Source organism: Bacillus sp. PK3_68, from assembly GCF_003600835.1.
Classification (GTDB): domain Bacteria; phylum Bacillota; class Bacilli; order Bacillales; family Domibacillaceae; genus Pseudobacillus.
In genome coordinates, this window is the sequence record NZ_NQYC01000002.1 from 35,800 (window position 1) to 61,622 (window position 25,823).

At 38.7% G+C, this 25,823-nt stretch carries 23 protein-coding genes, 1 tRNA gene and 1 pseudogene; 22 read left to right on the forward strand and 3 right to left on the reverse strand.

Annotation, left to right across the window (positions count from 1 at the left end; all coding sequences use genetic code 11):
* Nucleotides 1–16: 16 nt before the first annotated feature.
* The 9 genes and pseudogenes from CJ483_RS22400 to selD all read left to right on the forward strand — a co-directional run bounded on the left by CJ483_RS22400 (nt 17) and on the right by selD (nt 8,111).
* Entirely contained in the window at nt 17–1,333 is a 1,317-nt protein-coding gene (locus CJ483_RS22400) for a glycine/betaine/sarcosine/D-proline family reductase selenoprotein B (protein ID WP_120038287.1), read from the forward strand.
* 20 nt (nt 1,334–1,353) lie between these two features.
* Complete coding sequence (gene grdA / locus CJ483_RS22405) at nt 1,354–1,812, forward strand: glycine/sarcosine/betaine reductase complex selenoprotein A (protein WP_120038289.1); 459 nt, start codon at nt 1,354–1,356, stop codon at nt 1,810–1,812.
* 11 nt (nt 1,813–1,823) lie between these two features.
* Nucleotides 1,824–2,797: pseudogene (gene trxB / locus CJ483_RS22410) on the forward strand (thioredoxin-disulfide reductase).
* The gene (grdC, locus tag CJ483_RS22415) at nt 2,778–4,232 is read left to right on the forward strand and encodes a glycine/sarcosine/betaine reductase complex component C subunit beta (protein WP_120038291.1); all 1,455 of its coding nucleotides are present in this window, start codon (nt 2,778–2,780) and stop codon (nt 4,230–4,232) included. Before trxB ends, grdC begins: the two are co-directional and overlap by 20 nt.
* Complete coding sequence (locus CJ483_RS22420; RefSeq protein ID WP_120038293.1) at nt 4,229–4,546, forward strand: thioredoxin family protein; 318 nt, start codon at nt 4,229–4,231, stop codon at nt 4,544–4,546. Before grdC ends, CJ483_RS22420 begins: the two co-directional genes overlap by 4 nt.
* 27 nt (nt 4,547–4,573) lie before the next feature.
* Nucleotides 4,574–5,041, forward strand: a complete 468-nt coding sequence (gene grdA / locus CJ483_RS22425) for a glycine/sarcosine/betaine reductase complex selenoprotein A (protein WP_120038295.1) — start codon at nt 4,574–4,576, stop codon at nt 5,039–5,041.
* Between the two features lie 703 nt (nt 5,042–5,744).
* Complete coding sequence (locus CJ483_RS22430) at nt 5,745–5,915, forward strand: ATP-binding cassette domain-containing protein (RefSeq protein ID WP_120038297.1); 171 nt, start codon at nt 5,745–5,747, stop codon at nt 5,913–5,915.
* Nucleotides 5,916–6,259: 344 nt separating this feature from the next.
* Nucleotides 6,260–6,817, forward strand: a complete 558-nt coding sequence (locus CJ483_RS22435; protein ID WP_120038299.1) for a DUF2179 domain-containing protein — start codon at nt 6,260–6,262, stop codon at nt 6,815–6,817.
* A gap of 244 nt (nt 6,818–7,061) precedes the next feature.
* Nucleotides 7,062–8,111 carry a selenide, water dikinase SelD gene (gene selD / locus CJ483_RS22440; protein ID WP_120038301.1) on the forward strand — a complete coding sequence of 350 codons (1,050 nt, stop codon included), beginning with the start codon at nt 7,062–7,064 and terminating at the stop codon, nt 8,109–8,111.
* 17 nt (nt 8,112–8,128) lie between these two features.
* Here the strand turns inward: selD and selB are convergent, their stop codons facing one another.
* Entirely contained in the window at nt 8,129–10,042 is a 1,914-nt protein-coding gene (gene selB / locus CJ483_RS22445; protein WP_182917185.1) for a selenocysteine-specific translation elongation factor, read from the reverse strand.
* A gap of 199 nt (nt 10,043–10,241) precedes the next feature.
* Here selB and CJ483_RS24695 point away from each other — a divergent pair.
* Nucleotides 10,242–10,338, forward strand: a tRNA-Sec gene (locus CJ483_RS24695).
* 255 nt (nt 10,339–10,593) lie between these two features.
* Here the strand turns inward: CJ483_RS24695 and CJ483_RS22450 are convergent.
* Nucleotides 10,594–11,850: an iron-containing alcohol dehydrogenase gene (locus tag CJ483_RS22450; RefSeq protein WP_120038305.1), complete on the reverse strand. Its 1,257-nt coding sequence runs from the start codon at nt 11,848–11,850 to the stop codon at nt 10,594–10,596.
* Nucleotides 11,851–11,938: 88 nt separating this feature from the next.
* Entirely contained in the window at nt 11,939–13,432 is a 1,494-nt protein-coding gene (betB, locus tag CJ483_RS22455) for a betaine-aldehyde dehydrogenase (protein WP_120038758.1), read from the reverse strand.
* A 211-nt stretch (nt 13,433–13,643) separates the two neighbouring features.
* Between betB and cudC the strand changes: the two genes are divergently transcribed.
* The 12 genes from cudC (at nt 13,644) to yedF (ending at nt 25,442) form a co-directional block, all read left to right on the forward strand.
* Nucleotides 13,644–14,225, forward strand: coding sequence for a choline uptake/conversion transcriptional regulator CudC (cudC, locus tag CJ483_RS22460; protein ID WP_120038307.1), 582 nt, complete (start codon nt 13,644–13,646; stop codon nt 14,223–14,225).
* Between the two features lie 469 nt (nt 14,226–14,694).
* Nucleotides 14,695–16,392 carry a high affinity choline transporter 1 gene (locus CJ483_RS22465; protein WP_120038309.1) on the forward strand — a complete coding sequence of 566 codons (1,698 nt, stop codon included), beginning with the start codon at nt 14,695–14,697 and terminating at the stop codon, nt 16,390–16,392.
* A gap of 240 nt (nt 16,393–16,632) precedes the next feature.
* Complete coding sequence (locus tag CJ483_RS22470) at nt 16,633–17,916, forward strand: DUF455 domain-containing protein (RefSeq protein WP_120038311.1); 1,284 nt, start codon at nt 16,633–16,635, stop codon at nt 17,914–17,916.
* A gap of 47 nt (nt 17,917–17,963) precedes the next feature.
* Nucleotides 17,964–19,103, forward strand: a complete 1,140-nt coding sequence (locus tag CJ483_RS22475) for an acyl-CoA dehydrogenase family protein (protein ID WP_120038313.1) — start codon at nt 17,964–17,966, stop codon at nt 19,101–19,103.
* Nucleotides 19,104–19,133: 30 nt separating this feature from the next.
* Nucleotides 19,134–19,991, forward strand: coding sequence for a phosphate/phosphite/phosphonate ABC transporter substrate-binding protein (locus tag CJ483_RS22480; protein WP_120038315.1), 858 nt, complete (start codon nt 19,134–19,136; stop codon nt 19,989–19,991).
* A gap of 151 nt (nt 19,992–20,142) precedes the next feature.
* The gene (locus CJ483_RS22485) at nt 20,143–20,388 is read left to right on the forward strand and encodes a sulfurtransferase TusA family protein (protein ID WP_120038317.1); all 246 of its coding nucleotides are present in this window, start codon (nt 20,143–20,145) and stop codon (nt 20,386–20,388) included.
* 394 nt (nt 20,389–20,782) lie between these two features.
* Entirely contained in the window at nt 20,783–21,145 is a 363-nt protein-coding gene (locus CJ483_RS22490) for a DsrE family protein (RefSeq protein WP_120038319.1), read from the forward strand.
* A gap of 13 nt (nt 21,146–21,158) precedes the next feature.
* The gene (locus tag CJ483_RS22495) at nt 21,159–21,872 is read left to right on the forward strand and encodes a sulfurtransferase TusA family protein (RefSeq protein WP_120038321.1); all 714 of its coding nucleotides are present in this window, start codon (nt 21,159–21,161) and stop codon (nt 21,870–21,872) included.
* Between the two features lie 12 nt (nt 21,873–21,884).
* Nucleotides 21,885–23,063, forward strand: coding sequence for a cobalamin-independent methionine synthase II family protein (locus CJ483_RS22500; protein ID WP_120038323.1), 1,179 nt, complete (start codon nt 21,885–21,887; stop codon nt 23,061–23,063).
* Nucleotides 23,064–23,073: 10 nt separating this feature from the next.
* The gene (locus CJ483_RS22505; RefSeq protein ID WP_120038325.1) at nt 23,074–24,000 is read left to right on the forward strand and encodes a selenium metabolism-associated LysR family transcriptional regulator; all 927 of its coding nucleotides are present in this window, start codon (nt 23,074–23,076) and stop codon (nt 23,998–24,000) included.
* 13 nt (nt 24,001–24,013) lie between these two features.
* Entirely contained in the window at nt 24,014–25,237 is a 1,224-nt protein-coding gene (gene yedE, locus CJ483_RS22510) for a selenium metabolism membrane protein YedE/FdhT (protein ID WP_120038327.1), read from the forward strand.
* Nucleotides 25,215–25,442 (forward strand): sulfurtransferase-like selenium metabolism protein YedF, encoded by a 228-nt coding sequence (yedF, locus tag CJ483_RS22515; RefSeq protein WP_120038329.1) that lies wholly within the window; start codon nt 25,215–25,217, stop codon nt 25,440–25,442. The genes yedE and yedF overlap by 23 nt, the downstream gene beginning before the upstream one ends.
* Nucleotides 25,443–25,823 lie beyond the last annotated feature (381 nt).

Below are 25,823 nucleotides of genomic sequence, written 5' to 3' on the forward strand. Positions count from 1 at the left end.
TAAAGGGGGGACAAAGATGAAAAAGGCAGTACATTATATCAACCAATTTTTTGGACAGATTGGGGGAGAAGATAAAGCAGATTTTGAACCGGAACTGCGAGAAGGCATAGTGGGACCGGGTTTGTTGTTAAATAATTTACTTTCTCCAGTTGCTGAAGTAACCCATACTGTTATTTGTGGAGACAATTTTTTTGGATCGAAAAAAGAAGAAGCAATTTCAAGGATTTTAGGCTTTTTAGAGGATAAAGAGTTTGATGTCTTTATTGCCGGACCGGCTTTTATGGCAGGGCGTTACGGTGTTGCATGCGGGGAAATTTGTAAAGCAGTTAAGGATAGATTTGATGTTCCTGTGATCACTAGCATGTATGTAGAAAATCCTGGTGTAGAAATGTTTCGAAAAGAAATTTATATCTTTCCGGGCGGAAACAGTGCTGTTGCTATGAGAAAAGATGTACCAAGGATGGCTGCATTTGCCAAAAAAGTCCTTTTAAATGAAGAGATTTCTTCCGCAGATCAAGAAGGATACATGTCGAGAGGTATTCGTCTGGAGTCATTTAAAGAACCATCTATGATTGGTGCGGACCGTGCAGTAAATATGCTGCTGGATAAATTAAACAATAGAGATTATCAAACTGAAATGCCAATGCCTATAATTGACCGGGTACCGATAGCTGCTCCTGTTGAAAATTTACGGCAAGCAACTATTGCACTTGTCAATTCTGGAGGGATTGTGCCTTTAGGAAACCCAGATCGTATTCAGTCAGCTTCTGCAACTAAGTGGGGGAGGTATGATATCTCGAATCTCGATACCTTACAACCGGGAGAATGGGAAACTATTCATGCTGGTTTTGATCCTTCAGCAGCAAACTCTGATCCAAATCGTATTGTTCCATTAGATGCTTTAAGAACCCTTGAAAGAGAAGGGCGTATTGGAAAAGTTCACAACTATGTATACTCTACTGTTGGCACCGGAACAACACAGGCGGAAGCTAGCCGAATGGGGGCTGAAATTGCCCAGCAGTTGTTAGCTGCGAATGTTTCTGCGGTTATACTCACTTCCACCTGAGGTACTTGTACTCGTTGCGGTGCAACGATGACCAAAGAAATCGAACGTGCAGGTATTCCTATTGTGCAAATGGCTAACCTAGTATCGATTGCTAAGACTGTAGGTTCAAACCGCATTGTGCCTACAATTTCAATTCCTTATCCACTAGGGGATCCAAACACATCAAAAGAAGAGCAATGGAAATTGCGCAGGCATAGAGTAGAAGTCGCTTTAGAAGCATTAACACAACAAACTGAGCAAGCAACTGTTTTTGAAGTGCAAAGATAATTTTTTAGGAGGCGGTATTAATGTTAAGTGAAAAGAAAGTCTTTGTTCTTGGAGAACGGGATGGTGTTCCTGCACCGGCGATTGAAGAATGCATGAAAGCAGCGAAGGCGGAAGTCATTTATAAAGACACCCAGTGCTTCGTTTGAACGGCTGCTGGTGCAATGGACCAGGTGGTCCAAGAAGAATTGAAAAAAGCAGCTGAGAAATATGGAAACGAAAATGTAGTGGTTATACTTGGTTCGCCAGACGAAGACAGTGCAGATATTTTTGCTGAAACTGTAACGGTTGGCGACCCCACATATGCCGGTCCGCTGGCAGGCGTGGCTTTGGGCCTTTCTGTGTATCACATCCTTGAGGATGAAATTAAAGCTGAGATTCCGGAAGAAGTCTATCAAGATCAAGTGGGACTAATGGAACTCTCTCTGGATAAAGAAAGCATTTGCCAGGCGATTCAACAAGCAAGGGAAAAGTATCTATAGGGGGAACGACGATGAATTCCGAAAAAATCTATGATGTGATCATTGCAGGTGCTGGGCCGGCCGGTATGACAGCAGCGGTATATACTTCTCGTGCAAAGATGGACACCCTTATGATTGAAAAAGGCCTTCCTGGTGGACAGATGACAAAAACAGAAGATATAGAGAATTATCCAGGCTTCGACAAGATTTTAGGTCCTGAATTGTCCGATAAAATGTTTGAACATTCTAAAAAATTCGGGGCGGAATATCTGCGTGGGGCAATTGGGGAAATCAGAGATGGTTATCCTTTTAAAACGGTGATTGTGGAAGGCAAAGAATATAAATCGAAATCCGTCATACTTGCAACAGGAGCCCAGCATCGTCATCTCGGTGTTCCGGGAGAAATTGAGTTAGCTGGTTTTGGAGTATCCTATTGTGCGGTTTGTGATGGGGCATTTTTTGCTGATCAAGAAATTGTAGTAGTAGGTGGTGGAGATTCGGCCGTAGAGGAAGCGCTTTTTTTAACTCGCTTTGCTACAAAAGTAACGATTATACATCGTCGGGATCAATTGCGGGCTCAAAAAATTATTCAGAAAAGAGCGCAAGAAAATGAAAAAATAGAATTCATTTGGAATCATACAGTAGAAGAAATTCTTGGCGACGGCATGGTCTCAGGGGTGTTAATCAAAGATAAATTTACAGGGGAGACTAAGGAGTTTCCTTGTAACGGTGTTTTTATTTATATAGGGATGGATCCTATAACTGATTGTGTAAAAGGTTTAGGCATTACAAATGAAAACGGGTATGTAGTTGTTGATAAAGATATGAATACTGCTGTAAAAGGTATTTTTTCAGCCGGAGATGTTAATGAAAAATGTTGCGCCAGATCATCACGGCAACCGGAGACGGCAGTATTGCTGCTCTATCCGCACAGCAATATGTAGAGGAGTTAGAAGAGGAACTGAGGGAGAAAGTGGGGGTTGAACATGGCAGCACCAGTTATTAAGGGAGCTTCTTTTGTAATAACGCATACACCGAGTTTTGTAAGACACGGGTCAAAACCAATTCGAGAAATTGAGAAAAATAAAGAAGTACTTAATGATATTTTAAGTAACTTAAGAAGTTTTGACGATGCAGTTGCTTATCCAGCAAATCAAGTATTTATTGGCAATATAAGACCAGAACAATTAAAAGACTATGAAAGACCGTGGACAAACGTAAAGGTAGAAAAGGCAGAACGTTTTAGCCCATGGGGAGAAATTCTTCCTGAAGAAGAGTTTTACGGATGGTTGAAGATTGCTGATCGGTACAAGTTAGTAGTTTTGGAAGAAAATTTTTTAGAACAGCAAGTAAAGAAAAGATTAAAAAAGCATCCGCTTATTACCAAAAAAGATTTGGAGGAAATAGGGGAAGGGGTTTCATTAGAAGAAATCAAAGAGCGGCTAAATCAAGGAGATGCTATTCCTCTTTATGTAAATAAAGATCAATTAATTGGGGTTTTTCTATCAGGGCATAATGAGGACAAAAATTTATCAGCTCATGTGCTTTTGGAAAATTTGAGCAATAAGGCATCCGGCATCGTAGCTATGAGGCACGCACTTCATGCTTTTGACGTTAAACCTGAGCAAATTGATTATGTGATAGGTTGCGATGAAGAAGCAGTGGGTGACCGCTATCAGCGAGGCGGTGGGAATATGGCAAAATCTATTGCTGAGCATGCTGGATGCATCAATGCTTCTGGATCCGATATTAAATCATTCTGTTGTGCACCAGCTCACGCGGTAAGTGCAGCAGCTGCCTTTGTGCAGTCAGGCATTTATAATGAGGTTTTAGTTATTGGCGGGGGATGCTTAGCAAAACTAGGGATGAAATATGCTGGAAACCTCTCTAAAAATATGCCAATAACTGAAGATCAAATGGGTGCCATTGCGATTCTAATTGGAAGGGACGATGGAAAGAGTCCAAAGATCAGAACAGATGCAATCGGAAAACATGAAATTTCTGCAGGTTCATCCAACCAAGCGATTTATCAGTCACTTGTAGTAAAGCCCCTTGAAAGAATAGGAAAAAAGATTATAGACATCGATAAATTTGCGGTGGAGCTTCATAATCCTGATGTCACTGAGCCAAACGGAAACGGTAATGTACCTCGTGCAAACTATCGAACACTTGCTGCCATGGCAGTAATGAAAAAAGAAATGGACCGATCTGAGATTGATAGTTTTGAAAGCAAGCATGGAATGTTAGGTTTTTCCCCAACACAAGGTCATATTGCATCGGCTATACCATTTTTAGGTCATGCCAGAGATATGATCATGAAAGGTGAAATAGAAAACTCTATGTTCGTTGGAAAAGGAAGCTTGTTTTTAGGGAAAATGACAGACCTTTCAGATGGAATGTCATTTATTATAGAAAAAAATGATGGGAGGAATGTAGGATGATTGAAGTCAATAAAGAAAATTTTGAATCTGAGGTTCTCCAAGCTGACCAGCCAGTTATCGTTGATTTTTGGGGGCCAAGTTGCCAGCCGTGCCTTAAATTGATGCCAGAGGTAGAGGCATTGTCAGAGGCATATGGCGATCAAGTTAAAATTGTTAAGCTTAATAGTGCAGAAAATCGAAGGGTTTGTATTAATCACCGCGTGATGGGATTGCCTGCTTTTTTAGTTTTTAAGGATGGAAAAGAAGTGAAGAGAATTGCAGGTGGAGATTTGACAAAAGGTGATATTGAAAATCTTATCGTTCAAAGCATTTAAAATTATAAATAGAAAGGATTGTTCGCTATGGACTTAAAAAGTAAAAAGATTTTTGTTCTTGGAGAACGGGATGGTGTTCCTGCACCGGCGATTGAAGAATGCATGAAAGCAGCGAAAGCGGAAGTTATTTATAAAGACACCCAGTGCTTCGTTTGAACGGCTGCTGGCGCAATGGACCAGGTGGTCCAAGAAGAATTGAAAAAAGCAGCTGAGAAATATGGAAACGAAAATGTAGTGGTTATACTTGGTTCGCCAGACGAAGACAGTGCAGACATTTTTGCTGAAACTGTAACGGTTGGTGATCCCACATATGCCGGTCCGCTGGCAGGCGTGGCTTTGGGCCTTTCTGTGTATCACATCCTTGAGGATGAAATTAAAGCTGAGATTCCGGAAGAAGTCTATCAAGATCAAGTGGGACTAATGGAACTCTCTCTGGATAAAGAAAGCATTTGCCAGGCGATTCAACAAGCAAGGGAAAAATTTCTTGAAGTTTAATCTATAAAACAGTTTCTTATTAAGTCGTTTTAAAAGTCTTTGATAAATATTGCGCTTTTAGGAAAACGCCGATTTTGTTCCCCCATAGCAATCGGCGTTTTCTTTATGTATTTAATGATTCAGCAGCTGCCTTTTGTTGAATCAGTTTTATTGGGAGCAATGGAAAAGCTCGAGGATAATACATTTTCTATATGGAATAAATAATAGGAAAGAGAAATTAATTACTACTATTTATTTAGCAGATATTTTCGTTGTTTAAATAAAAAATTAAACTCCTAAAAAATGATGAAAATTATTTTAATATTCAGATTTTAATTGTAATCGTGATTATAAAATGATATTGTTTATATAAGCTGATTTTATCTTCATTATTATGTTTATTTATAATGTAAAAATGAGGTGGAGTTGATGAAAAGGTTTTGGTTCGGAATTATTGTGATTAGTATGCTGCTGATTGGATGCAGTAATGCGAATGAGAGCAGCTCCAGGAATAAAACTGTAAGCGAAGGATTTGCATACTCTTAATGAGTCCCAAATCCGCAGTGTACGGAGTGATATGGTACTGATTTTTCAATATTTTAATTTACTTCCCCGTATGAGTGTCCTTCAGAACGTACTAACAGAATCATTTAGTAGAAGAAGCCCTATTAGAAATACATTAGGAATCTTTTCTGGAGAGGAAAGAGAGTAGTCACAAAAGGCAATCGATGAATTGGAGCTTTCTGAGTATATTAATCACCATATTGAGGAGCTGAGTGGGGGACAAAAGCAACGTGTAGGAATTGCAAGATCGATGTTGCAGAAGCCAAAAGCATTGCTTGGTGATGAACCTGTAGCGAGTCTTAATCCGGGAATAGCTCGAAAAACCATGTAATTAATTGAATAAATACAAAAAATAGGCTGAGGACGATTATAAATATTCACAATGTCACATTTGCGAGGAAGTATGCTACTAGAATTATTGCTTTAAAAGAAGGGAAAATTGTTTTCGATAGCTTGCCTACATAATTCATTAAAGATATATATCATCAAATTTATGGAACGAACTATTATTCAACTGCAAAAAAATCACTCTTTAAAAGTGTTAGGATATTCCTATCGCTGGTTATATTTTACAGATCAGAAATAAAGCAGAGGGATATTACGTGGGTATATTTCATCCATTGTATATAAAGAATCATTTGTTGTGATTATCTTATGAAAGGGAAGGGCGGCCAAATGGATATTCTGTTAATCCTATTGCTTCAATTAATTTATGTTCCAATATACAGCCTCCGCACAATCTTTTTAGTAAAGGAGAAGCAACTTATCGCTTCCATTTTAGGATTCGTGGAAGCTCTGGTATATGTATTTGGATTGGCAATTATCTTCACCGGTGACCAGAGTATCTTAGCTTTGATTATTTATGCAGTGGGTTTTGCTTTAGGAATTGCTATAGGAGGATATATAGAAGGGAAATTGGCCATCGGGTATACGACAATTGTTGTGAATTTAATCAACAGAAATGAAACCCTTATCTCTTTGTTACGTGAAAAAGGATTTGGCGTTACCTTATTCGTCGGGGAAGGAAAAGACAGCAAGAGGTATCAGCTTGAAGTATTGACTCTTAGAAGTCGGGAAGAAGAACTTTTTTCTCTCATTCAGGAGTATGAACCTTCAGCCTTTCTAATTTCATATGAAGCTAGAAAGTTTAAAGGAGGATACCTAGCCAAAGCAATTAAGAAAAAAACTAGAAACTTGAATAATAATGATAAAAAAATGAAAAATATCTTATAAAATAGTGTACTTAAAATACAAGTTAAGGTCATGTTGTGTTTTCTTCCAAGATAAGTGTAAGGGGCTAATTGAAAAGGTAACAGCCCCACCTTTTACAATAATCATCTATCTATATTTCTTTTGAAATAGATGATTTTTATGATAATTAATTAGCAAAAAATAAAAAATAAGATACAATCAGGTTGATAGCATGATTTAAGCAAAACCCAATCTTTCATTAATAAATAGAATAGGGGCGATATCTATGCAAAATCAAGAGAAAATTCGGTTAACATCCTGGTCAACAAAAGGGGGCTGAGGATGCAAAATTGGTCCAAAGGACTTGGCGCAGGTCCTGCGCTTTTTACCGCCAAGAAAACCAGATGCTAATTTATTAGTCGGCTTCAATACATCAGATGATGCAGGTGTTTATAAGCTTACTGATGATCTAGCTATCATTCAAACAGTAGATTTTTTCACACCAATTGTAGACGATCCTTATGATTTTGGACAAATCGCAGCGGCCAATTCATTAAGCGACGTTTACGCCATGGGAGGAAAGCCGACCACGGTATTGAATATAGTTGGTTTTCCTATAAAAAAATTAGACCCTCTTGTTCTAAGTGAAATTATGAGTGGAGCTGCGAAGAAGGTAGAGGAAGCTGGGGCGGTTATTGTAGGAGGTCACTCAATCGATGATCAGGAACCGAAATTTGGACTTTCAGTTACCGGAATAGCTCACCCAGACCACATTTATCGAAATGTGGGGGCACAGCCAGGTGATTTATTGATTTTAACAAAACCTATTGGTGTAGGAATACTGACTACAGCTATAAAGCGAGAATTACTTTCCGAGAGTGAAATTTTTTCAGTAACTCAAGTGATGTCGAGGTTAAACAAGGTAGCCGCAGAAAGCTTAACTGGCTTAAATGTACATGCTGTAACTGACATAACGGGATTTGGTCTTCTTGGACATGCTCTTGAAATGGCCAAAGGCAGCAACGTTCATTTTACAATTGATTACAACGCTGTGCCTATTCTTGAAGGAACGATTGAATTATCGAAGGCTGGCATTATTCCAGGAGGATCGAAAGGAAATCATGAGTGGACAAAGCCTTCTATTAATTATGACGGATTGGATGGCACCGAGGAGCTGATACTATGCGATGCCATTACCTCGGGAGGACTCCTTGTCTCTATGCCTAAGAAGGATGCTGCTGAGTACGTTATGCGTATGCAATCAATTGGGGAGCTTGCCGCTGTTATAGGAGAAGTATCGGAAAATGAAGAGAAGAGTATTACCGTAATGAAGTAAAAGAAAATCCCTTTTTCTTATTGAGAAAGGGATTTTACTGGTGAATGAACCCACCTGCGTTTATTATCATCACGGACTGTTACTTTTTTCAGGTCAAGGAGTTCTAAAAACAAAACAAGGAATTTTCGGCTGGTATTCAGTGTACTCTTCGCCTCCTGCAACGTAAACGATTCCTTGTGCTTCCTTTTCAAAAGCGATATTAATTCATTTACAATAGTATGATGAATAAGATGTTTCTCGTCTAGCCTCTCAACTATTTTCTCTCTGATTATAAAGTCCAAAAAGTCTTTAGCAAGTGCATCGGGCATATTTGTTTGAGTGATAATCTCTTTGAAAGGCATCGGCTCCAACCCTTGGCTTTCTATCTGATTAATGACTGAAAGCATCTTTTTTTCCCACTGCTTTGGCATAGACGGCTGAAAAGTCTTTAAAAAGACACTTGGACCACTTAAACAAACTAGTCCTTGTGATTTCATTTGTTCTAAAACAGCATTGATCAGTTTTTCAGGATATAAATGTTTTAGTGTTTGAACAACTTCAGCTTTAGGAATTCCCGTTCTCAATGGATGTTGTTCATGATACTGGGCAGCTTGAGTGAAAATATCATTTTCTAATTGTGCAACAACGTCTCTTGAAATAAAATGCCCCTCCAGCCGGGTGATTTTATTGGTTAGTTCCCCTTCCTCCAATAACCTATGCAACCCTTCTTCTGTTACCCCTAATTGCTTAATCATCTCCTCTGGGGTTAGCTGTTTATGGCGTCTGAGAAGTGTCATGAGCTGTTCTAGAGGGGAGTCTTTTTCCATCTGTTTCAATTTTTCCACTGTTTCTTTCCCGAACGGGTACTTCTCTCCAGAAACATTAATGATTTTTCCGCCTGCAAAAGTTTCCATTGGAGAGGGTCGGCGAAGAATAAACCGATCTCCTTTTTTTCCAACAATGGGCTCTTCGAGTCTAATTTGACAATAAACCGCTTCATTGGCGTGAGCCTCTAGAACATTTCGATCGAAGAAAACAAGTTTTCCCATAACCTCTGAAGTTCCAATGTGTAATTTAACGAGTTCCCGCTGTTTCAAAGAGTGACGCATTAAAACCGTAGTACGCATTACAATATCTATACAATTCGTAGTAGCATAGTGGTTTGAGTCAACAAGAACATGGCCTCTCTGCAATTTATCACGAGCGACCCCAGAGATATTTATTGCAACCCTTTGGCCAGCATAGGCTTGAGAGACCACTTGATTTTGAGATTGTAACTGTCTAATCTTCGCCTGGTAGCCGTCAGGTAAAATAAGAATGGGCTGTCCTGTAGTAATCATGCCATCATAGATGGTTCCGCGTATAATAGTCCCGTGTCCTTGCAGAGTGAAAACCTGATCAATAGGCAAGCGAAAGGCCCCATCTATATCCTTTTGTGGAAGTTGTTCAAGATTTTTCACAATCTCTAATTTTAACTCTGTAATGCCACGCTTTGAAATTCCATCTACATATATCACTTCAGCTGTGTTGAACACTGTCTCGTGAAGATAATCCTTTATTTCCTCTTTTGCTAGTTCTAGTTGTTCGTTATCTACCGTTTCAGCTTTAGTGATAGCAATAATTGCTTTTTCAATACCTAGTAAAGAGAGAATTTCAAAATGCTCTTTTGTCTGAGGCATTATCCCTTCATCAGCCGCTATAGCCACAATGACCAGGTCGATTCCCGTAACACCGGCTATCATTTGCTTGATAAATTTCTCATGTCCCGGTACATCGATAATAGAAACCTGATAATCCTTTTTTAAGTGGATAGGGGCGTAGCCCAATTCAATTGAAATATTTCTCTCTTTCTCTTCTTTTAATCGATCTGTATCTACATCGGTTAAAGCTTTTGTTAGCGTTGTTTTGCCGTGATCAATATGCCCTGCAATTCCAATAGTGTAATAGCTCACCTTAAAACCTCCTATTACCAAAAATTTGTTTTGTATGTAATGATCTCAATTTATTTTCTCAGAAGAAGAAAATTAGTTCGGTTATTTCTATCACGATTATAACATAATCAATATATATCATTCTAAATAATCATTTTATTTTAAATATTCTAAAATAATCTATTGCAAATCATTAAAAGGTTATTTAAAATAGACTTATGGGGGTGGTTGAGGTGCTGGTGCTCTTCCCGGTCTTCAAAACCGAGTGGGACGTCCGTGAGGCGTTCGGTGGGTTCGATTCCCATCCTCTCCCGCCAAAATACATATATTCGTAGATAAATAATACTAAAACTCAGCCGTTGGAATTTCCAACGGCTGAGTTTTTTAGCGCCTTTGTTAATAAAGTTGAATTTAACACAATAAAAATGGACAGCCTTTTGTTAAACTTCATGTTATTGAGAAATAAGTGGCTTAATTGTTAGAAACACTGTATGAGTCCCATTGCACCGGCTTTTAAAGAAGTCAGGCTTATTTAAAAGCCGGTTTTTTTCACACTATGATATAAGGTTGACTTAATAAGCAGCTACTTTTTCTGGAGCAACAGAGTCAGCCTTTTGAGTAGAAATAGTTTTGGGAACAAGATTGAAGCACCGTTTGTATATCCATTTATACGCGTTTAAATTGAGATCTCGAGGGTTGCCGATGGTTTGCGGATCATTTAGTGCTTCCTCTGCCAGTCTATCAACCATATCAGGAGACACGCCTTGCTCTTCGAGTGTCGGGATGTCTAAATCTTCTACTAATTCATATACCCAATTAACTGCTGCCTTGGCCGCTTCCTCTGTAGACAATCCGTGTGTGTTGATTCCTACAGCCTGGGCGATCCGTGCGAATTTCTCAGGGTTGCCTTTCCAGTTATACTCCATAACTGGTCCCATCATTGCTGCTACGCATTGTCCGTGAGCCACTGGAATAATTCCTCCAAGTGTTTGACTCATTGCATGAGCGGCTCCAGCGGATTCACTGCCGTAGGAGAGGCCCGCTAACATTGCGGCCTGTGCCATGCCGTAGCGCGCTTCTAAATCTTCGCCGTCTGAGTAAGCGCGGCGGATATATTTTGACACATACTCCATAGCCAATAAAGCAACAGCATCTGTGATTGGCTGGGCATATTTCATCGTATAACATTCAATGGCATGTGCCAAGGCATCGACACCTGTCATCGCAGTAACGTGAGGGGGCATTGACAAGTGTAACTCAGGGTCAATAATTGTTAAATGGGCTGCAATTAATGGCCCGCCAGTATTAAATTTAAATTGTCGCTCTTCATCTGTGATTACGGCCCATTGTGTCACTTCTGAACCAGTTCCAGCTGTGGTTGGAATAGTGACGAGCGGAGGAATCCGGTTTTCCAGCGGCTTTTTGCCATCTGCGGCTTCGTAGTCTAAAACAGATCCTTCGTGTGTGGCTTCAACACCAATTGCTTTTGCAGTATCCATAGAACTTCCGCCGCCTACTGCTATGAGTCCATCACATTTTTCTGCTTTATATAGTGTAGACCCTTCGTTGACGAGTCGGACAGGCGGATTCGGCTCTACTTTATCAAACAATACAACTTCAACATCCGCTTCTTTTAAGTAGTTAATAATAGGATTTACAACGCCAGCTTTGAAAATGCCAGGGTCCGTAACGAGCAAAATCTTATTAACCCCTAAATTTCTCACTTCGTTCCCTACATGCTTGATGGAGCCAATCCCATGTTTAATCACTGTCGGTGTTTCGAAACTATGAAATCTATACATTTGTTCTACTTTCATATTTAAACTCATAATAAGTGCCTCCTTTATCTTAAATAGAATAATTATTAGCAAACTAGTATTACTTTTAGTAAAGTTGACCAGCTGAAAGCATTAGCAATCAAGCTTTGGCTAATTTACTATTTTGACGTTCTTTCACTTTAAACCAGTTTTGTGGCTCTGGATTTGTATTTTGATAGATGTGTTTGATTTCTGTGTATTCTTCTATTCCAATGTGGCTTAATTCTCTACCAATACCAGACTGTTTATATCCACCCCAAGGTGCTTGAGGGAAATAGGGATGATAGTCATTGATCCATGTTGTTCCCATCCGAAGGCTGCTTACAACCCGCTCGGCACGATTCATATCATTTGTCCAAACAGCTCCTGCCAATCCATAATCGCTGTCATTCGCAAGATCGATGGCTTGCTTTTCCGTATCAAAAACTTCTACCGTCATAACTGGGCCAAATGATTCTTCCTGAACTATTTGCATACCTGTATGGCAATTTGTAAAAATAGTAGGTTCAATAAAAAATCCTTTTTGCAGTTCAGGATCGCTCGGTCTTTTTCCACCCACAGCAAGTGTAGCGCCTTCCTTTATACCAGCTTGAATATAGTTTTCAATTGTTTTCAAATGTTCTGCTGAGATGACTGGTCCCATTTCTGTATCCCCATCGAAACCGCTTCCAATTTTAATCTGTTTTGTACGCTCTACAACAGCTTCTACAAATCGGTCATGGATATCTCTTTGTACAATCAACCTTGCTCCAGCGGAACAAACTTGTCCAGCATGGAAAAACACGGCATTAAGAGCGTAGTCCACAGCCGTATCAAAATTGGCATCAGCAAACACTATATTAGGATTTTTGCCTCCAAGTTCCATAGAAATCTTTTTAAAGTTACTGGAGGCCGCTTGCATGATGCTTCTTCCAGCATCTCCTCCACCTGTAAATGAAATTAAATCAACGAGTGGGCTTTCTGCTAATTCCGCACCCACACTGGAGCCAGGACCTAACACGAGATTTATGACACCTTTTGGAAATCCAATTTCTTCAAATATCTCACACATTTTAATAGAAGTAAGGGGCGTGATCTCCGCTGGTTTTAATATAACCGTATTTCCTGCTGCCAGAGCGGGAGCTAATTTCCAAGAGGCCTGAAGTAAAGGATAATTCCATGGAGCAATTAAGCCACAAACGCCAACTGGCTCGCGTACAACCCGGCTTATTGAATTTGGATTCGGTGATTCAATCATCATGCCGCCATCTTTATCTGCAAGACCAGCATAGTATTGGAAAACACCAGCAATTCCATCCATGTCTGCCAGACTTTCTGTTACTGTCTTTCCAGTATTAAGGGATTCTAGTTCCGCTAATTCTTGTTTATACTCTCTTATTTTTAAAGCTACTTGGTAAAGCAATTCACCCCTTTCAACTGCGCTGTAATTTTTCCACTCTCCTTCATCAAAAGCTGTTCTAGCCGCTAGGATGGCTGTTTTGGTATCCTCCCGGTTACCGCGTGTTACTGTTTCAATTACTTGTTGATTGAATGGATTAATTATCTGTTTTGAATTACCACTGATGGATTCTGTCCATTGACCATTGATGAACATGAGTTTCAAGCGTCACACCTCCAAATAATTGTCATTTGTTAAAAAAATTCTTAACATTCAAAACATATTTAAAGTATAATCATAATTATTATTAACAGTCAATACTAAATTTTCAGAAAACTTTATATTGACTTTTTAACTGTGTTTAATTAAATTTATACTTAACATTTTAAATGTTTTTAAGGAGCTGAAAGAAGGGAGGGATTATGACGTGCTAAACAGGCAAGTAGACAGCCAAGAAGATGAATATTGGAAAACACTTGAAGAAGCTGAGTCATATGTTATCGATGCTATAGCTGAAACTATGGATTTATATGGAGTGACTCCTTCAGTAGGTCGATTATACGGAGTTTTATACTTTAGTGAAGGCCCTATGAATTTAAATGAAATGAGCAACAGTTTGGGAATGAGCAAACCCAGTATGAGTACAGGCATCCATTCTTTGATGGATATTGATATGGTTCAAAAAGTTTGGAAGAGGGGAGAAAGAAAGGATTTATATGTAGCAGAAAAAGACTTTTTCAAGTCGTTTATCAACTTTTTTTGTAAAAAGTGGGATAGAGAAATCTCGGTTAATTTAGAGGCAATTAAAAAGGCAAATGAGCAATTCATCACTTTGCTGGATGATCAGGTTCCTCAAAGCGTACAGGAAAAAGCTAAAAAAAATCTTCAGCAACTTGAAGATGCAACACAATATTACCTATGGTTAAAAAAGTTAGTACAAGGATTTAGATCTGAAAAATTGATTGATTTAATCGAAAAAAATAGTATTCAAGAGAAAAAGTCTGACTAGTAATCATTTACCAGTCGGCTCTTTTTCAGGCAATAAAAAAGAAGGTAAGGCTGGTTCCTCCATTAAAAACAGGGAAGAGCCAGCAAATTTACCTTCATATATATTAATAGCAGAGCAGAAGATATTAAACTTAATTTGCCAAATAAGGCCAAGTAGATGTTAATTGTTTGTAAGCGCATTCAAAAACACTTTAACAAACTATTCTCTCACTTCAAAAAATTCCTAATAAGACGAGCATTATTTGTTTTTATTAACACAAATAAAAATTGATCACATTTTTATTGAGATAGTTCATCTAAAGACAATTAAAAAACTAGCCACCTAGATCTACTTTCAAACTTCCCAACACTAAAAGAATGCATAAGATAAAGTTATTTTCATCATAACATAAAACTTATGAAACGCCAAACATTTTTAACTATTTAAAAATACGGGTTTTTATTCAAAATACAGAGGGAGTGGTATTGTAATGAGTGAGGCTAGGAAAACGGCAGATCAAGAGGTACAGAATGACCTCAGTATAGAGGCGGGGGACATAGTAGTCTCCAAAAAAGTATTTTGGACTCCACTAAAAATAACGGTTGCCGGCTTCATTGTATTCACTAGTTTTATAGTTAGCTACTCGCTTTTAACAAAAAAAGAAGTTTATTGGCCTGGACTGCTGATCATGTTATCACTCTACTGTTTATTCTATTATATAGGAGCACGGGCAGTAGAAAATAAGCGAGGAAAAACAGATGATATGCTTGTTGCAGGCAGATCGATGCCTCTTTGGCTCTCTATGTTTACTATGACAGCAACTTGGGTCGGCGGTGGTTATATAGCGGGTACAGCTGAAACGATACACGCCTCTGGATTTGTATGGACACAAGCACCATGGGCCTATGGACTTAGCTTAATTATTGGAGGATTGTTTTATGCCCGTAAGATGCGGCGTGTGGAGTTTATGACTATGTTAGACCCATTAGAGTCCCGTTTTGGAAGAAAAGTAGCTGGACTTCTATATTTCCCTTCACTTTTAGGCGAATTATTTTGGAGTGCAGCAATGCTAACTGCTTTGGGTACAACATTTAGTGTAATTCTTGGTTTAAGTTTTACTGTTTCAATTATCATATCAGCTATTGTTGCTGTTGCTTATACAGTTGCAGGAGGTCTTTGGGCAATTGCCCACACGGATGTTTTACAGATTTCTATTATGTTCTTCGGTTTACTTTTAGTATTACCATTTGCTTTTTCGCATGTTGGCGGATTTCAGACTGCATTTGACAATTATGCTTCTGGAATGCAAGGAACTATGAGCCTTTTCCCTCCGTTAGCAGGCTGGAAGGATCCGGCATGGGGAAATTTATATTGGCATTGGTGGGACTATGCTTTATTGCTGGTATTCGGAGGAATTCCTTGGCAGATCTATTTTCAGCGCGTTCTTTCTGCGAAGAATGAAAGTGTTGCAATGTGGTTATCCATTTCGGCAGGCCTATTCTGTATCTTATGTGCTATTCCACCGGTACTGATAGGTATAGCTGGATTCAATGCTGATTGGGCTGCTTTAGGTACAACAGCGCCTGAAAACTCATCTATGATTTTAACTTATGTTTTCAAGTTTATGACACCTGAACTCGTTGGTGCAATAGCACTTGGCGGACTAGCTGCGGCAGTGCTGGCAGCGGTTGCAGCCTCTCTTTTATCTGCATCAGGGATGGCGTCATGGAATGTTTACCGCCCGTTAGTTAAACCATCGGCAAGTCCACAACAATTACAAAAGGTGATTAAACGTACTATTATAATTGTAGGAGTAGGGGCAACTTTGATTGCTTTAAACTCCAAAAGCGTGTATGCACTATGGTATTTATCAAGTGATATGGTTTATTGTATTTTATTTCCTCAGTTAACGTGTGCCTTATACTACAAATGGGCGAACTGGTACGGGGCGTTATCTGGCTTTGTAATAGCTTTTATATTAAGAGTTGGAGGGGGAGAGCCATTACTCGGATTGTCGCCTATTCTTCCATATCCAATGATAGAAGATGATGCAGTGCTTTTCCCATTCCGTACATTTGCGATGCTTTCAGGACTGGCCGCAATTTTAATTGTCTCTTACTTAACTAGGCATAAGTGTCCACCAATGCCATTGCGCAATTTAAACAATGGAAAAGAAGATATTGCTTAATAATTAGCATGAATTTTCTTACGTAAAAAGTGAAACTCGGGCGGTGTTCTCAAACCTGCAAAGTTTCGCTTTTTTCTTGTGTTTATCAAACAGAAACTATTATTCATAATGCTAATTCAAAAACAAGTTTATATTGTAATCAAGATAATAAGATGTTATGATTCGTATAACAAAATATAATTAACTGAATATTTAATTAGTTCAGTCTATTCTTACTTTAATTTAAGGAGGGGCATGTGAGTGAATGATCTAGACAAGGATTATGAGATAGTTGGAGTTACACCGAATGAAGAACTTAATTTGGGAGATTTGCCTGTCAGTTCAAACTTTTTTCTTCTTATAAGAAATGCTTTAGAACGATTGCAGGAAAATAGAATCCTAGAGGTTACAACCTACTTGCCAAATATAAAAGACGATTTACAAAGCTGGTGTCGCATACATAAATATGAATTTTTAATGGCATTAGATGCAGGAAATCATTATCGACATCTGATTCGAAAAGGAAATTCTTCGATGAATGGAACACCCGACTGGGGGATCAAAATTCCATTAAGAAAAGGAGAGAGAATAGATATTCGTGATTGGTTTCAAGGGCGGTTTGGGGATGTTCTTGATCACGCCCCTTCTTATATTGGTTTTGTACCTAGGGGAGCAGCTGCTGAATCGGGAATTCCCGATTTCGGTTACAAACTTAACAGTAAGGATGAGGTCTGGGCAGACAATATAACAGCTCTCTATGAACAAGCTAAAGAAAACCAATGGAACGCAACAACGGATGTTCCATGGCAAGAGTTGACTGAACTGCCAGATGAATTAGAGTGGGCTGTGTGTCAGATTATGACTTTTTTGGCTGAAAACGAATATTCTGCATTGTACATTCCAGCGAAGTACATGGCTCAAATTAACCCGCATTATATTGAGGTAATGATGTATTTATCAACCTTAGTACAAGATGAAGCAAGGCATATTGAAGCATTTGTGAAAAGAGCATTGGCCAATGGCGGAGGGCTTCAATACTCTTCGTCACTTACTGAGAGATCATTGCACAGCCTGTTTATACAAGAAAATTATTTTCAATCATCTTTTCTTCTACATGTCCTGGGGGAAGGTACTTTTCTAGATCTGCTTAATTTTATCGAGGATTATGCCCCGGATCCTGTAACACGTAAAATTGTTCATCTGGCGAAAATCGATGAAGGACGTCATGTTTCTTATGGGATAGGACACGTACGACATATTATAGAGAAGAACCCGAAAGCTATTCAATCTCTTATTGAAGCAGCAGAAGAACGAAATAAATATTTAAATGGTTCAGGTACTAATGAAAATTCATTTTTAATGGAAGCATTAGCAATTTTAGCTGGAGGGGGCCGTTCTCCGGAACAATTAAAAAAAGGATTTAAAAAGGTAGAGCGATTACATGAAATCATGTATGAGCATCGAATTCAACGAATGCTCCAAATAGGACTAGACCTTGAAACAGCTCAGACAATATCTAAAAGCCATACTGAAAACTTTATGTAAATGCATCAATAATATAAAACTGCTAAATAAAGAGAGGGGTATGAAAAGTGACAGTAATTACAAGAGAAAATGTAATTGAAATGACTAAACAGATTGCCAAAGAAGTGGTTCTGCCATTGGCAAGCGAAATTGATCAGCAAAGAAGGTTCCCTACTGAAGCATTCGAAGTCTTTGCGAAGACAGGACTTCTAGGTTTACTAGTACCAAAGAACCTGGGTGGGCTAGGGGGATCACTTGCTGATCTTGCTGCGATTACCGAAATTCTTGCTGAAAGCTGCGGTTCAACAGCTATGTGCTTCCAGATGCATTCATGCGGCACTATGGCAATCGTTTCTAGGGCAAATGATTCTCAAAAGGAATACTATCTTAGAGAAATAGCTAAAGGGAACAAAATCGGTACTTTAGCCTTTAGTGAAAGTGGTACCGGGGCACATTTTTACAATCCAACAATAAAAGCACAATATAGAGATGGTCACTACATTCTAAATGGAAAGAAGAGCTTCGTTACTAACGGAGAGCAAGCAGACTTTTTAATCATTTTAACTAATTCTGTTTCAGAAAATAAATTGGATATGATTATCGTTGACACCGATCAACCAGGAATAGAGTTTAAAGGGAAATGGGAAGGCATCGGTTTTAGTGGAAACAATAGCATCACTGTTGAGATGAAAAATGTTTTAGTTCCTCAAGCAAATTTAATAGGTTCTGAGGGCGATGGAATGGATTTAGTATTCGAGGTTGTTGCCCCTACTTTTATTATCGGTGTTGCTGGAGCTAATGTCGGCCTAGCCAGGGGTGCGTACCGTGCTGCCCTCGATCATGCGAAAAAAAGAAGGTACGCAGATGGACGATCTTTAGCGGAAATTCAAGCTATTCAATTTTACCTATCCGAGATGTATGGTGCAGTTGAATCTGCTTCCTTATTTATTAAAAGTGCTGCCCAAGCTGCAGTTGACAAAGAGGAAGGTGCCGTTCTTAATGTCATGCAATCAAAAATTTTAGCTTGCGAAATTGCTCAAAAAGTGACAAATCAGGCTATGCAAGTTTGTGGAGGGCAAGGTTACACAGCTGCTCTTCCAGTAGAAAGGTTTTTAAGGGATGCAAGAGCCGGTTCAGTGATGGCTCCAACTTCGGAGACATTAAAAGAATGGGTTGGTAAATCGGTTGCGGGCATTCCTTTGTTCTAAAAAACAAATTATTAAGGTGGGAGAGTTTATATGAGTAAAAACCAGCAGACATTAACTATAGGTGCAGTGGCTTATGATCCTAAAGTAGTAACAATATGGGATATGATGAGAAGCTACTTTCAAGAGAATAATTTTCCGGTTGATTACGTGTTGTTTTCCAATTACGAGGCTCAAGTTGATTCTCTATTAAATGGTTTTATCGATATTGCCTGGAATACGAATATCGCATATGTGAGAGTTCAAAATGCTTTGGACGGAAAAGCGAAGGTTTTGGCTATGAGGGATACTGATATTAACTTTACAACGAAGATTATTGCAAGGACAGATAGAGGTATTCAATCACTTAGCGACCTATATGGCAAGAAAGTTGCTTTTGGAAGTGCAGACTCTGGACAGGCAGCGATTCTTCCTTACCATTTTCTCAAAAAAAATGGGCTAGATCCAGAGAAAGACATTCAACTTACTAGGTTTGATTTAGATGTAGGCAAACACGGCGACACTGGTACAAGTGAATATGAAGTTTTGCGTGCGTTAAAAGAAGGTGAAGTCGATGCAGGAGCTGTTGGTGAATCAACCTGGATTAGAATGATAGAGCAAGGTCTGGTTAATACAAATGAAATTAAAGGGATTTGGACATCGCCGGGCTATTCCCATTGCAACTTCACGGTATTACCTGATTTTCAGAATGACTTAGCGCAGAAATTTACTAATCTTTTATTAGCTATGGACCCTAATCAAGCAGACATTCGTAAACTGATGGAATTGGAAGGGTTAAACGAATGGGTTACTGCAGAAGGTGAAGGAATAGAAGGTTATAATGTCATTTATGAAGCAATGGAAGATCAGTCATTATTAGCTAATAAAGAGCCAGTTGTTAAACTATATTAATTTAGATAGAGAGAATGACAAGCACATGGAAGTATGTGACAACGTCTAGTAATTGGGGCGATGTTTTCCTCATATTCTTCTATTTAAAAATAGGAACGACACATGGTTTATTTCTATGGCAGTATTTAAATTTAAAGTAGAGGGATGAAATATGAGCAATTTTAAAGAAGATATTCTTTATGATGCTGGGCCTACGGGGTGCGGAGAACTAATAATGAAGTTGTTTTTAACTATAAAAAAAATGAAAAAGGGGGAGATTATCAAAGTCATTTCTTATGATCCGGGAGCCAAGGAAGATATTCCAGCTTGGTGTCGTTTACAAGAGCATCGTTTACTGGAACAAAAAGATTATAAACGTGAAACCCATTATTTTATACAAAAAATTAAATGTAATTAAATTCCATCTGAAAATGATTTATAAGAGAATCAAGCTTTTGATGAGATAGAGCTTTGAAGTCTATAAAATGTCTGTGTGAAAAACAATAGACATAAGTACCGAACAGGTTTCGATTGATACGAATCTTTGATAAGCAGCTGAGTTTATTCTTCTCAGATGTTTAACAGATAGACCACACATATAAATAAAGAATAATTAAAGGAAATAATCCCTAAAATAACTAAATTTTCAAAATAATGTTTACAATTGTAAATTTAAAAACTATAATTAAGTATAGTTAAATTATAACCTTGATTACCAAATATACGCCTTCATTATAAGGAAAAGTTATCTATCGTATAAAAACAAGTTATGTTTACTTGGTAAGCACAGGTCTATTTGAGGAGGATTTTATATGGCTGAAAAATTTGTTGTGAGTGTGACACATGCAAAGGATGATCCAGACCGGGCTACCGTAGGGTTTGTTATCGCAAACGCCGCCATAGCCTCAGGAAAAGAAACGGTTGTATTTTTAAATGTAGAAGGGGCTCACCTTGGTGCTAAAGGATATGCTGAGGAAATTCATGAGGAAGGGTTTGCGCCATTAAAGGAGCTAATGCAATTATTTCAAGAGGCTGGCGGCGATATTTGGATTTGTAGCCCTTGCTTCAAAAAGCGGGGATATACAGAATCGAATACTTTAGAAGGAGCAAAAATTGTAGGAGGAGCGAAACTCGTTGAATTTATCTCCCAAGGTGCCGCTTCGATTACATATTAGGAGGAAGACTCTTTTGGAAAAGCCTATTGCTACGTGTGATGGGGGAGATTTGGACTGCGGTTCAGGTCTTCTCCTAATCATAAAAAAACATATGGATCCTTTGAAGAAAGGGGACATCTTAGAAATTCGCAGCAGGGAATCTACGGTTGAAGAGGATCTTCCAGCCTGGTGCCGTATGGTCAGGCATGAGTTTTTAGGAAAAAAAGAAAATGAATTAGGTGCCTCCTATTTTGTCAGGAAAGGAGAGTCTGCTTCAACACTTGATAAAGATCAGGAAGCAGCAAAGGGATATCGGTGGACGGTTCGTGTGCAAGGCGAAAAAGGTATGCAGGTGAAGGTCTTCGCAAGAAATCACTCATTTCAAGTTGGACAGCCTGCGGAGTTTAGTTCGAAGGTAACAGCACCAAGTGCCACTGATTATCTCCTCGCTTCCCTTGCTTCCTGTATAACAGTCGGATTTAAAAGCCTTGCCTCTCAAAATAATATCATCCTAGATAATACGGAGTGTACGATGAACGGAAAATTAGATAATGTATTATACAGTTTAGGTGTAGAGGATAAAGGACATCCGGGTTTTTCGAAGATATCAGGGATCTTATATGTATCTTCACCAGATGATGAGGAAAAGCTTCATAGGATTTTTGAAAAAACACTGGATCGCTCACCTATTTATCGAACACTTAAAGAGAGTATTAATATCAATATAAAATTATCCATTATTTTATAAAGGAGAATCTTGATGAACACACCTTTATTCCCCACAACAGTCGTCGGCAGTTGGCCCAGATCAAAAGAGTTGTTGAGGGCTCTTAATGCAAAACGAGCTGGACGAATTGGACGGGATGAATTTAATAAGGTCGCTGATGAAGCAGTATTAAACTGTTTGGCTTATCAAGAACAAGCAGGTATTGAGATTGTTTCAGATGGTGAGCAGCGCCGTGATAATTTTATTTCTTTTGTTGCCGAGAAATTAGAAAATGTAAAAATGATGACGGTTGCAGAGTTATTAAATTATGTAGAAGATAAAGCAAGTTTTGAAGAGATTCTCGGTACACTGGATGTGCCTGCCTTCTCTTTATCCAATCCCGCAGCAGTTGGAAAGATTAGAAGGCGTCAGCCTATTGCTCTAGATGAATATCTTTTTTTAAGAAAGCACACGGATAAACAAATTAAAATCGCATTACCTGGGCCTTATTTATTAACTCGATCCATGTGGGTAGAGGACCTATCTAGAGATACTTATCCAACGAAGGAAGACTTAGCGAAAGATGTTATAAACGTTCTACGAGAGGAAGTAATAGAACTAATAGATGCTGGCGTTGACTTTATTCAGTTAGACGAGCCTGTTTTAACAGAGCTTGTGTTTACAAAGAAGAATGCAAACCGTACATTTATGTGTGGTGCATTAACAGCAAAGGCGGATACAGAAGAGGAACTACAATTTGCTACAAATTTGATAAACCAATTAACAAAAGGATTAGATAGGAAAAAAACGCGTATTGGTATTCACATTTGTAGGGGGAACTGGAGTACACAAGAATCGGTTTTGCTAAAAGGCCCTTATTCTCCATTGATTCCCTATCTAAATCAAATGGACGTAGATCAATTAATACTAGAATATGCAACTCCCCGCGCAGGTGAATTAGCTATTTTAAAGGAGATAAAGGATAAAGAGATCGGCTTAGGTGTCGTAAATCCGCGAACTACAGATATTGAGAATGTCGAAGAGATTGTTAAAAAGATTCAAGAGCTAAATCGCTTTACGAATCCTATGAATATTTTTCTTAATCCAGATTGTGGCTTTGGTACATTTGCTCAACGACCAATGAATACAGCAGAAAAGGCAAAAGAAAAGCTGAGTACGATGGTAGCAGCAGCTAAATATTTACGGACAAGTTTTAGTAGCCTAGTAGAATAGGAGAATTCCGATGCATTCGAGATATTCAATGAATCTTAGAAAACTTGAAGTATTTGTATTACTGATCGAAAAGAAAAGCTTTTCCGAAGTAGCGGCTCAACTTGGATGCACACAACCTGCGGTTAGTCAACAAATTAAAAGTTTAGAAAGCGATTTCAACCTTCCTCTTTATGATCGGTATTCATCCGTTATTCGCACGACTCCGGCTGGACATTTTGTATATCAAAAAGCAAAAAACATCTTGAAACAGTGGCGAGAATTGGAAGATGGAGTCAAAAAGTTTTATCAAACATTGACAGGAAATTTAGTAATTGGTGCAAGCACAATTCCTGGAACTTATCTTATCCCACAATGCATTCATGAATTCAACCGATTGTTTCCAAACGTTAAAGTTACTGTGGATATTAGTGATTCGGAGAAGACTATTGCAAAAGTGATAAATAATCAAGTAGATATTGGTATAGTCGGGATTAAACCTGACTCGAATAAAATTACGTCCACAGTAATTGCTTCCGACTCCCTTGTATTTATCACACCAAACAAACATCCTTTATCTAATTATGATAATTTAAGCAGCGATATTCTGAAAAATTGTAATTTCGTGTTAAGGGAAGAGGGATCTGGAACTCGCAAAGTGATGGAAGAGTATCTAAATAAATATGGAATCCAAATGCTTGATCTCCATTCTGTTGTGAATGTTGGAAGTACAGAGGCATTAATAGCCTCTGTTGAAGCGGGAGTGGGTATTAGCTGTGTGTCCGAATTAGCAGCACTTCCCGCAGCTAAGAGTGGACGTATTCAAATTGCGGAGAAATTGGAACCTTTCAAGCGAAACTTTTATTTAGCAACCCTAACTAACAAAACAAATGAGCCTATCATTAAAGAGTTTTCTAGCATTTTTTCAGCAAAAAAGGCACACGTTGAAATAAAAGTGTAGGGGGAGAAGCATTGTGAAAAGTTTGGTTGAAAAAGCATTTGACTCTTACTGGAATCCTTATTGGGCAATAGGGATTGCGGGAATTTTAAGTGCCCTCTACTTTGGACTTACTAACACGGTCTGGGCAGTGACAGGAGAATTTACACGATTGGGTGGCCATATTTTGGAACTTTTCGGAGTGGATATATCCAGTTGGGCCTATTTTAATCTTATCGGTATGAATGGTTCTACGCTTGAAAGAACAGACGGATGGATCGTGTGGGGGATGTTTATCGGTGCATTCATTACCATCCTCTTAAGCAGCAATTTTAAAATTCGCATCCCTAAGCAGAAAAGACGATTAGTACAAGGCCTGATTGGAGGGATAATTGCTGGATTTGGAGCACGTTTGGCACTTGGCTGTAATCTGGCTGCCTTTTTTACGGGTGTGCCGCAGTTCTCTTTTCATTCTTGGATATTCATGGCTGCAACTATTATTGGCACCTATATTGGATTTAAAATTGTGAACACCCGTTGGTGGAAAGGCAAGCCAACTCTAAATAAGGGCAATACCGCAACCTATACAAATAGGAAAAGAAACATTCAGCCCTTTATTGGCACGACGGTAGCACTTATATATATAGGCCTTATCGGATACTTTTTTGTTTCAGGTAAGCCGTCACTAGGAATCGCGGCTATATTCGGCGCAGCTTTTGGTGTTTTAATAGAAAGAGGACAGATCTGCTTTACTTCTGCTTTCCGTGATTTATGGGTGAGTGGAAGAGCAACGATGACAAAAGCGATTGCTGTTGGAATTGGCGTTAGCACATTACTTACCTTTATCATCATATTCCTTTATGGACTTGAGCCCATAACGAAAATCGCAGCGCCAAGCACTTTTATTGGCGGTGTATTATTTGGTCTAGGCATTGTCTTAGCAGGTGGATGCGAAACAGGGATGATGTACCGAGTCATGGAAGGCCAAGTATTATATCTATTTGTTTTTGCTGGAAACATTATTGGAGCTACAGTCCTTTCCTATGGATGGGATCATTTAGGTATTTATAATGCTGTAGTGAAGATGGGCACACCAATTAACTTAATTGCAGAAATGGGTGCAATTCCGGCATTTGTCATTACGCTCCTTATGCTCACTGTATGGTATGGAACAGCCGTATTTTGGGAGAAAAACTATCGCTTTGGAACTGGACTGAAAAAAGGAGGAAATAAGCATAATGAATATCGATTACACTCTTGATCTTAGGGGCGAACCTTGCCCTTTCCCGGTTATTTATTCTTTGGAAACCTTAAAAGACATGGAAAAGGGAGAGATACTTCAAGTCATTGCTGATTGCCCTGCTTCTTTTCGGAACGTGCCTGAAGAAGTGGTGAAGCATGGCTATAGCATGGCAAAAGAACCCTATAAGGATAACCAGGATTTGTATTTCTTTATTAGAGCTTGAAATATCTTTGTTGATTATTCTCTATACTAATAATCTGGAATTTTCATGTTCCAATGAGTCATATAGTAAGTCACGGCCGCTGTCTAAACTGCGGCCGTTTTATTTTTCTTCTGCTGACAATGGTGTCAGAGCATTCTATAAAAGGACCACTAATTTGCAGGATAAGTTTGAAAAAACGAGTAAAGCTTGTTCACTGGTTGTTTGAAGTGAGCGCAAAGAAAACATTCTATTAAGAATTAATACGTTGTATTCAAATTGTGCATAATTCAAATATAAATCACCTATACTTAAAGCGAGTATGCATGCTTCTTAAATTTCCTGACAGCCCCGTATTGAGTTGAAGAGAGCTACAAAAGTATTGAAAAGATAAAATTTCTTCTT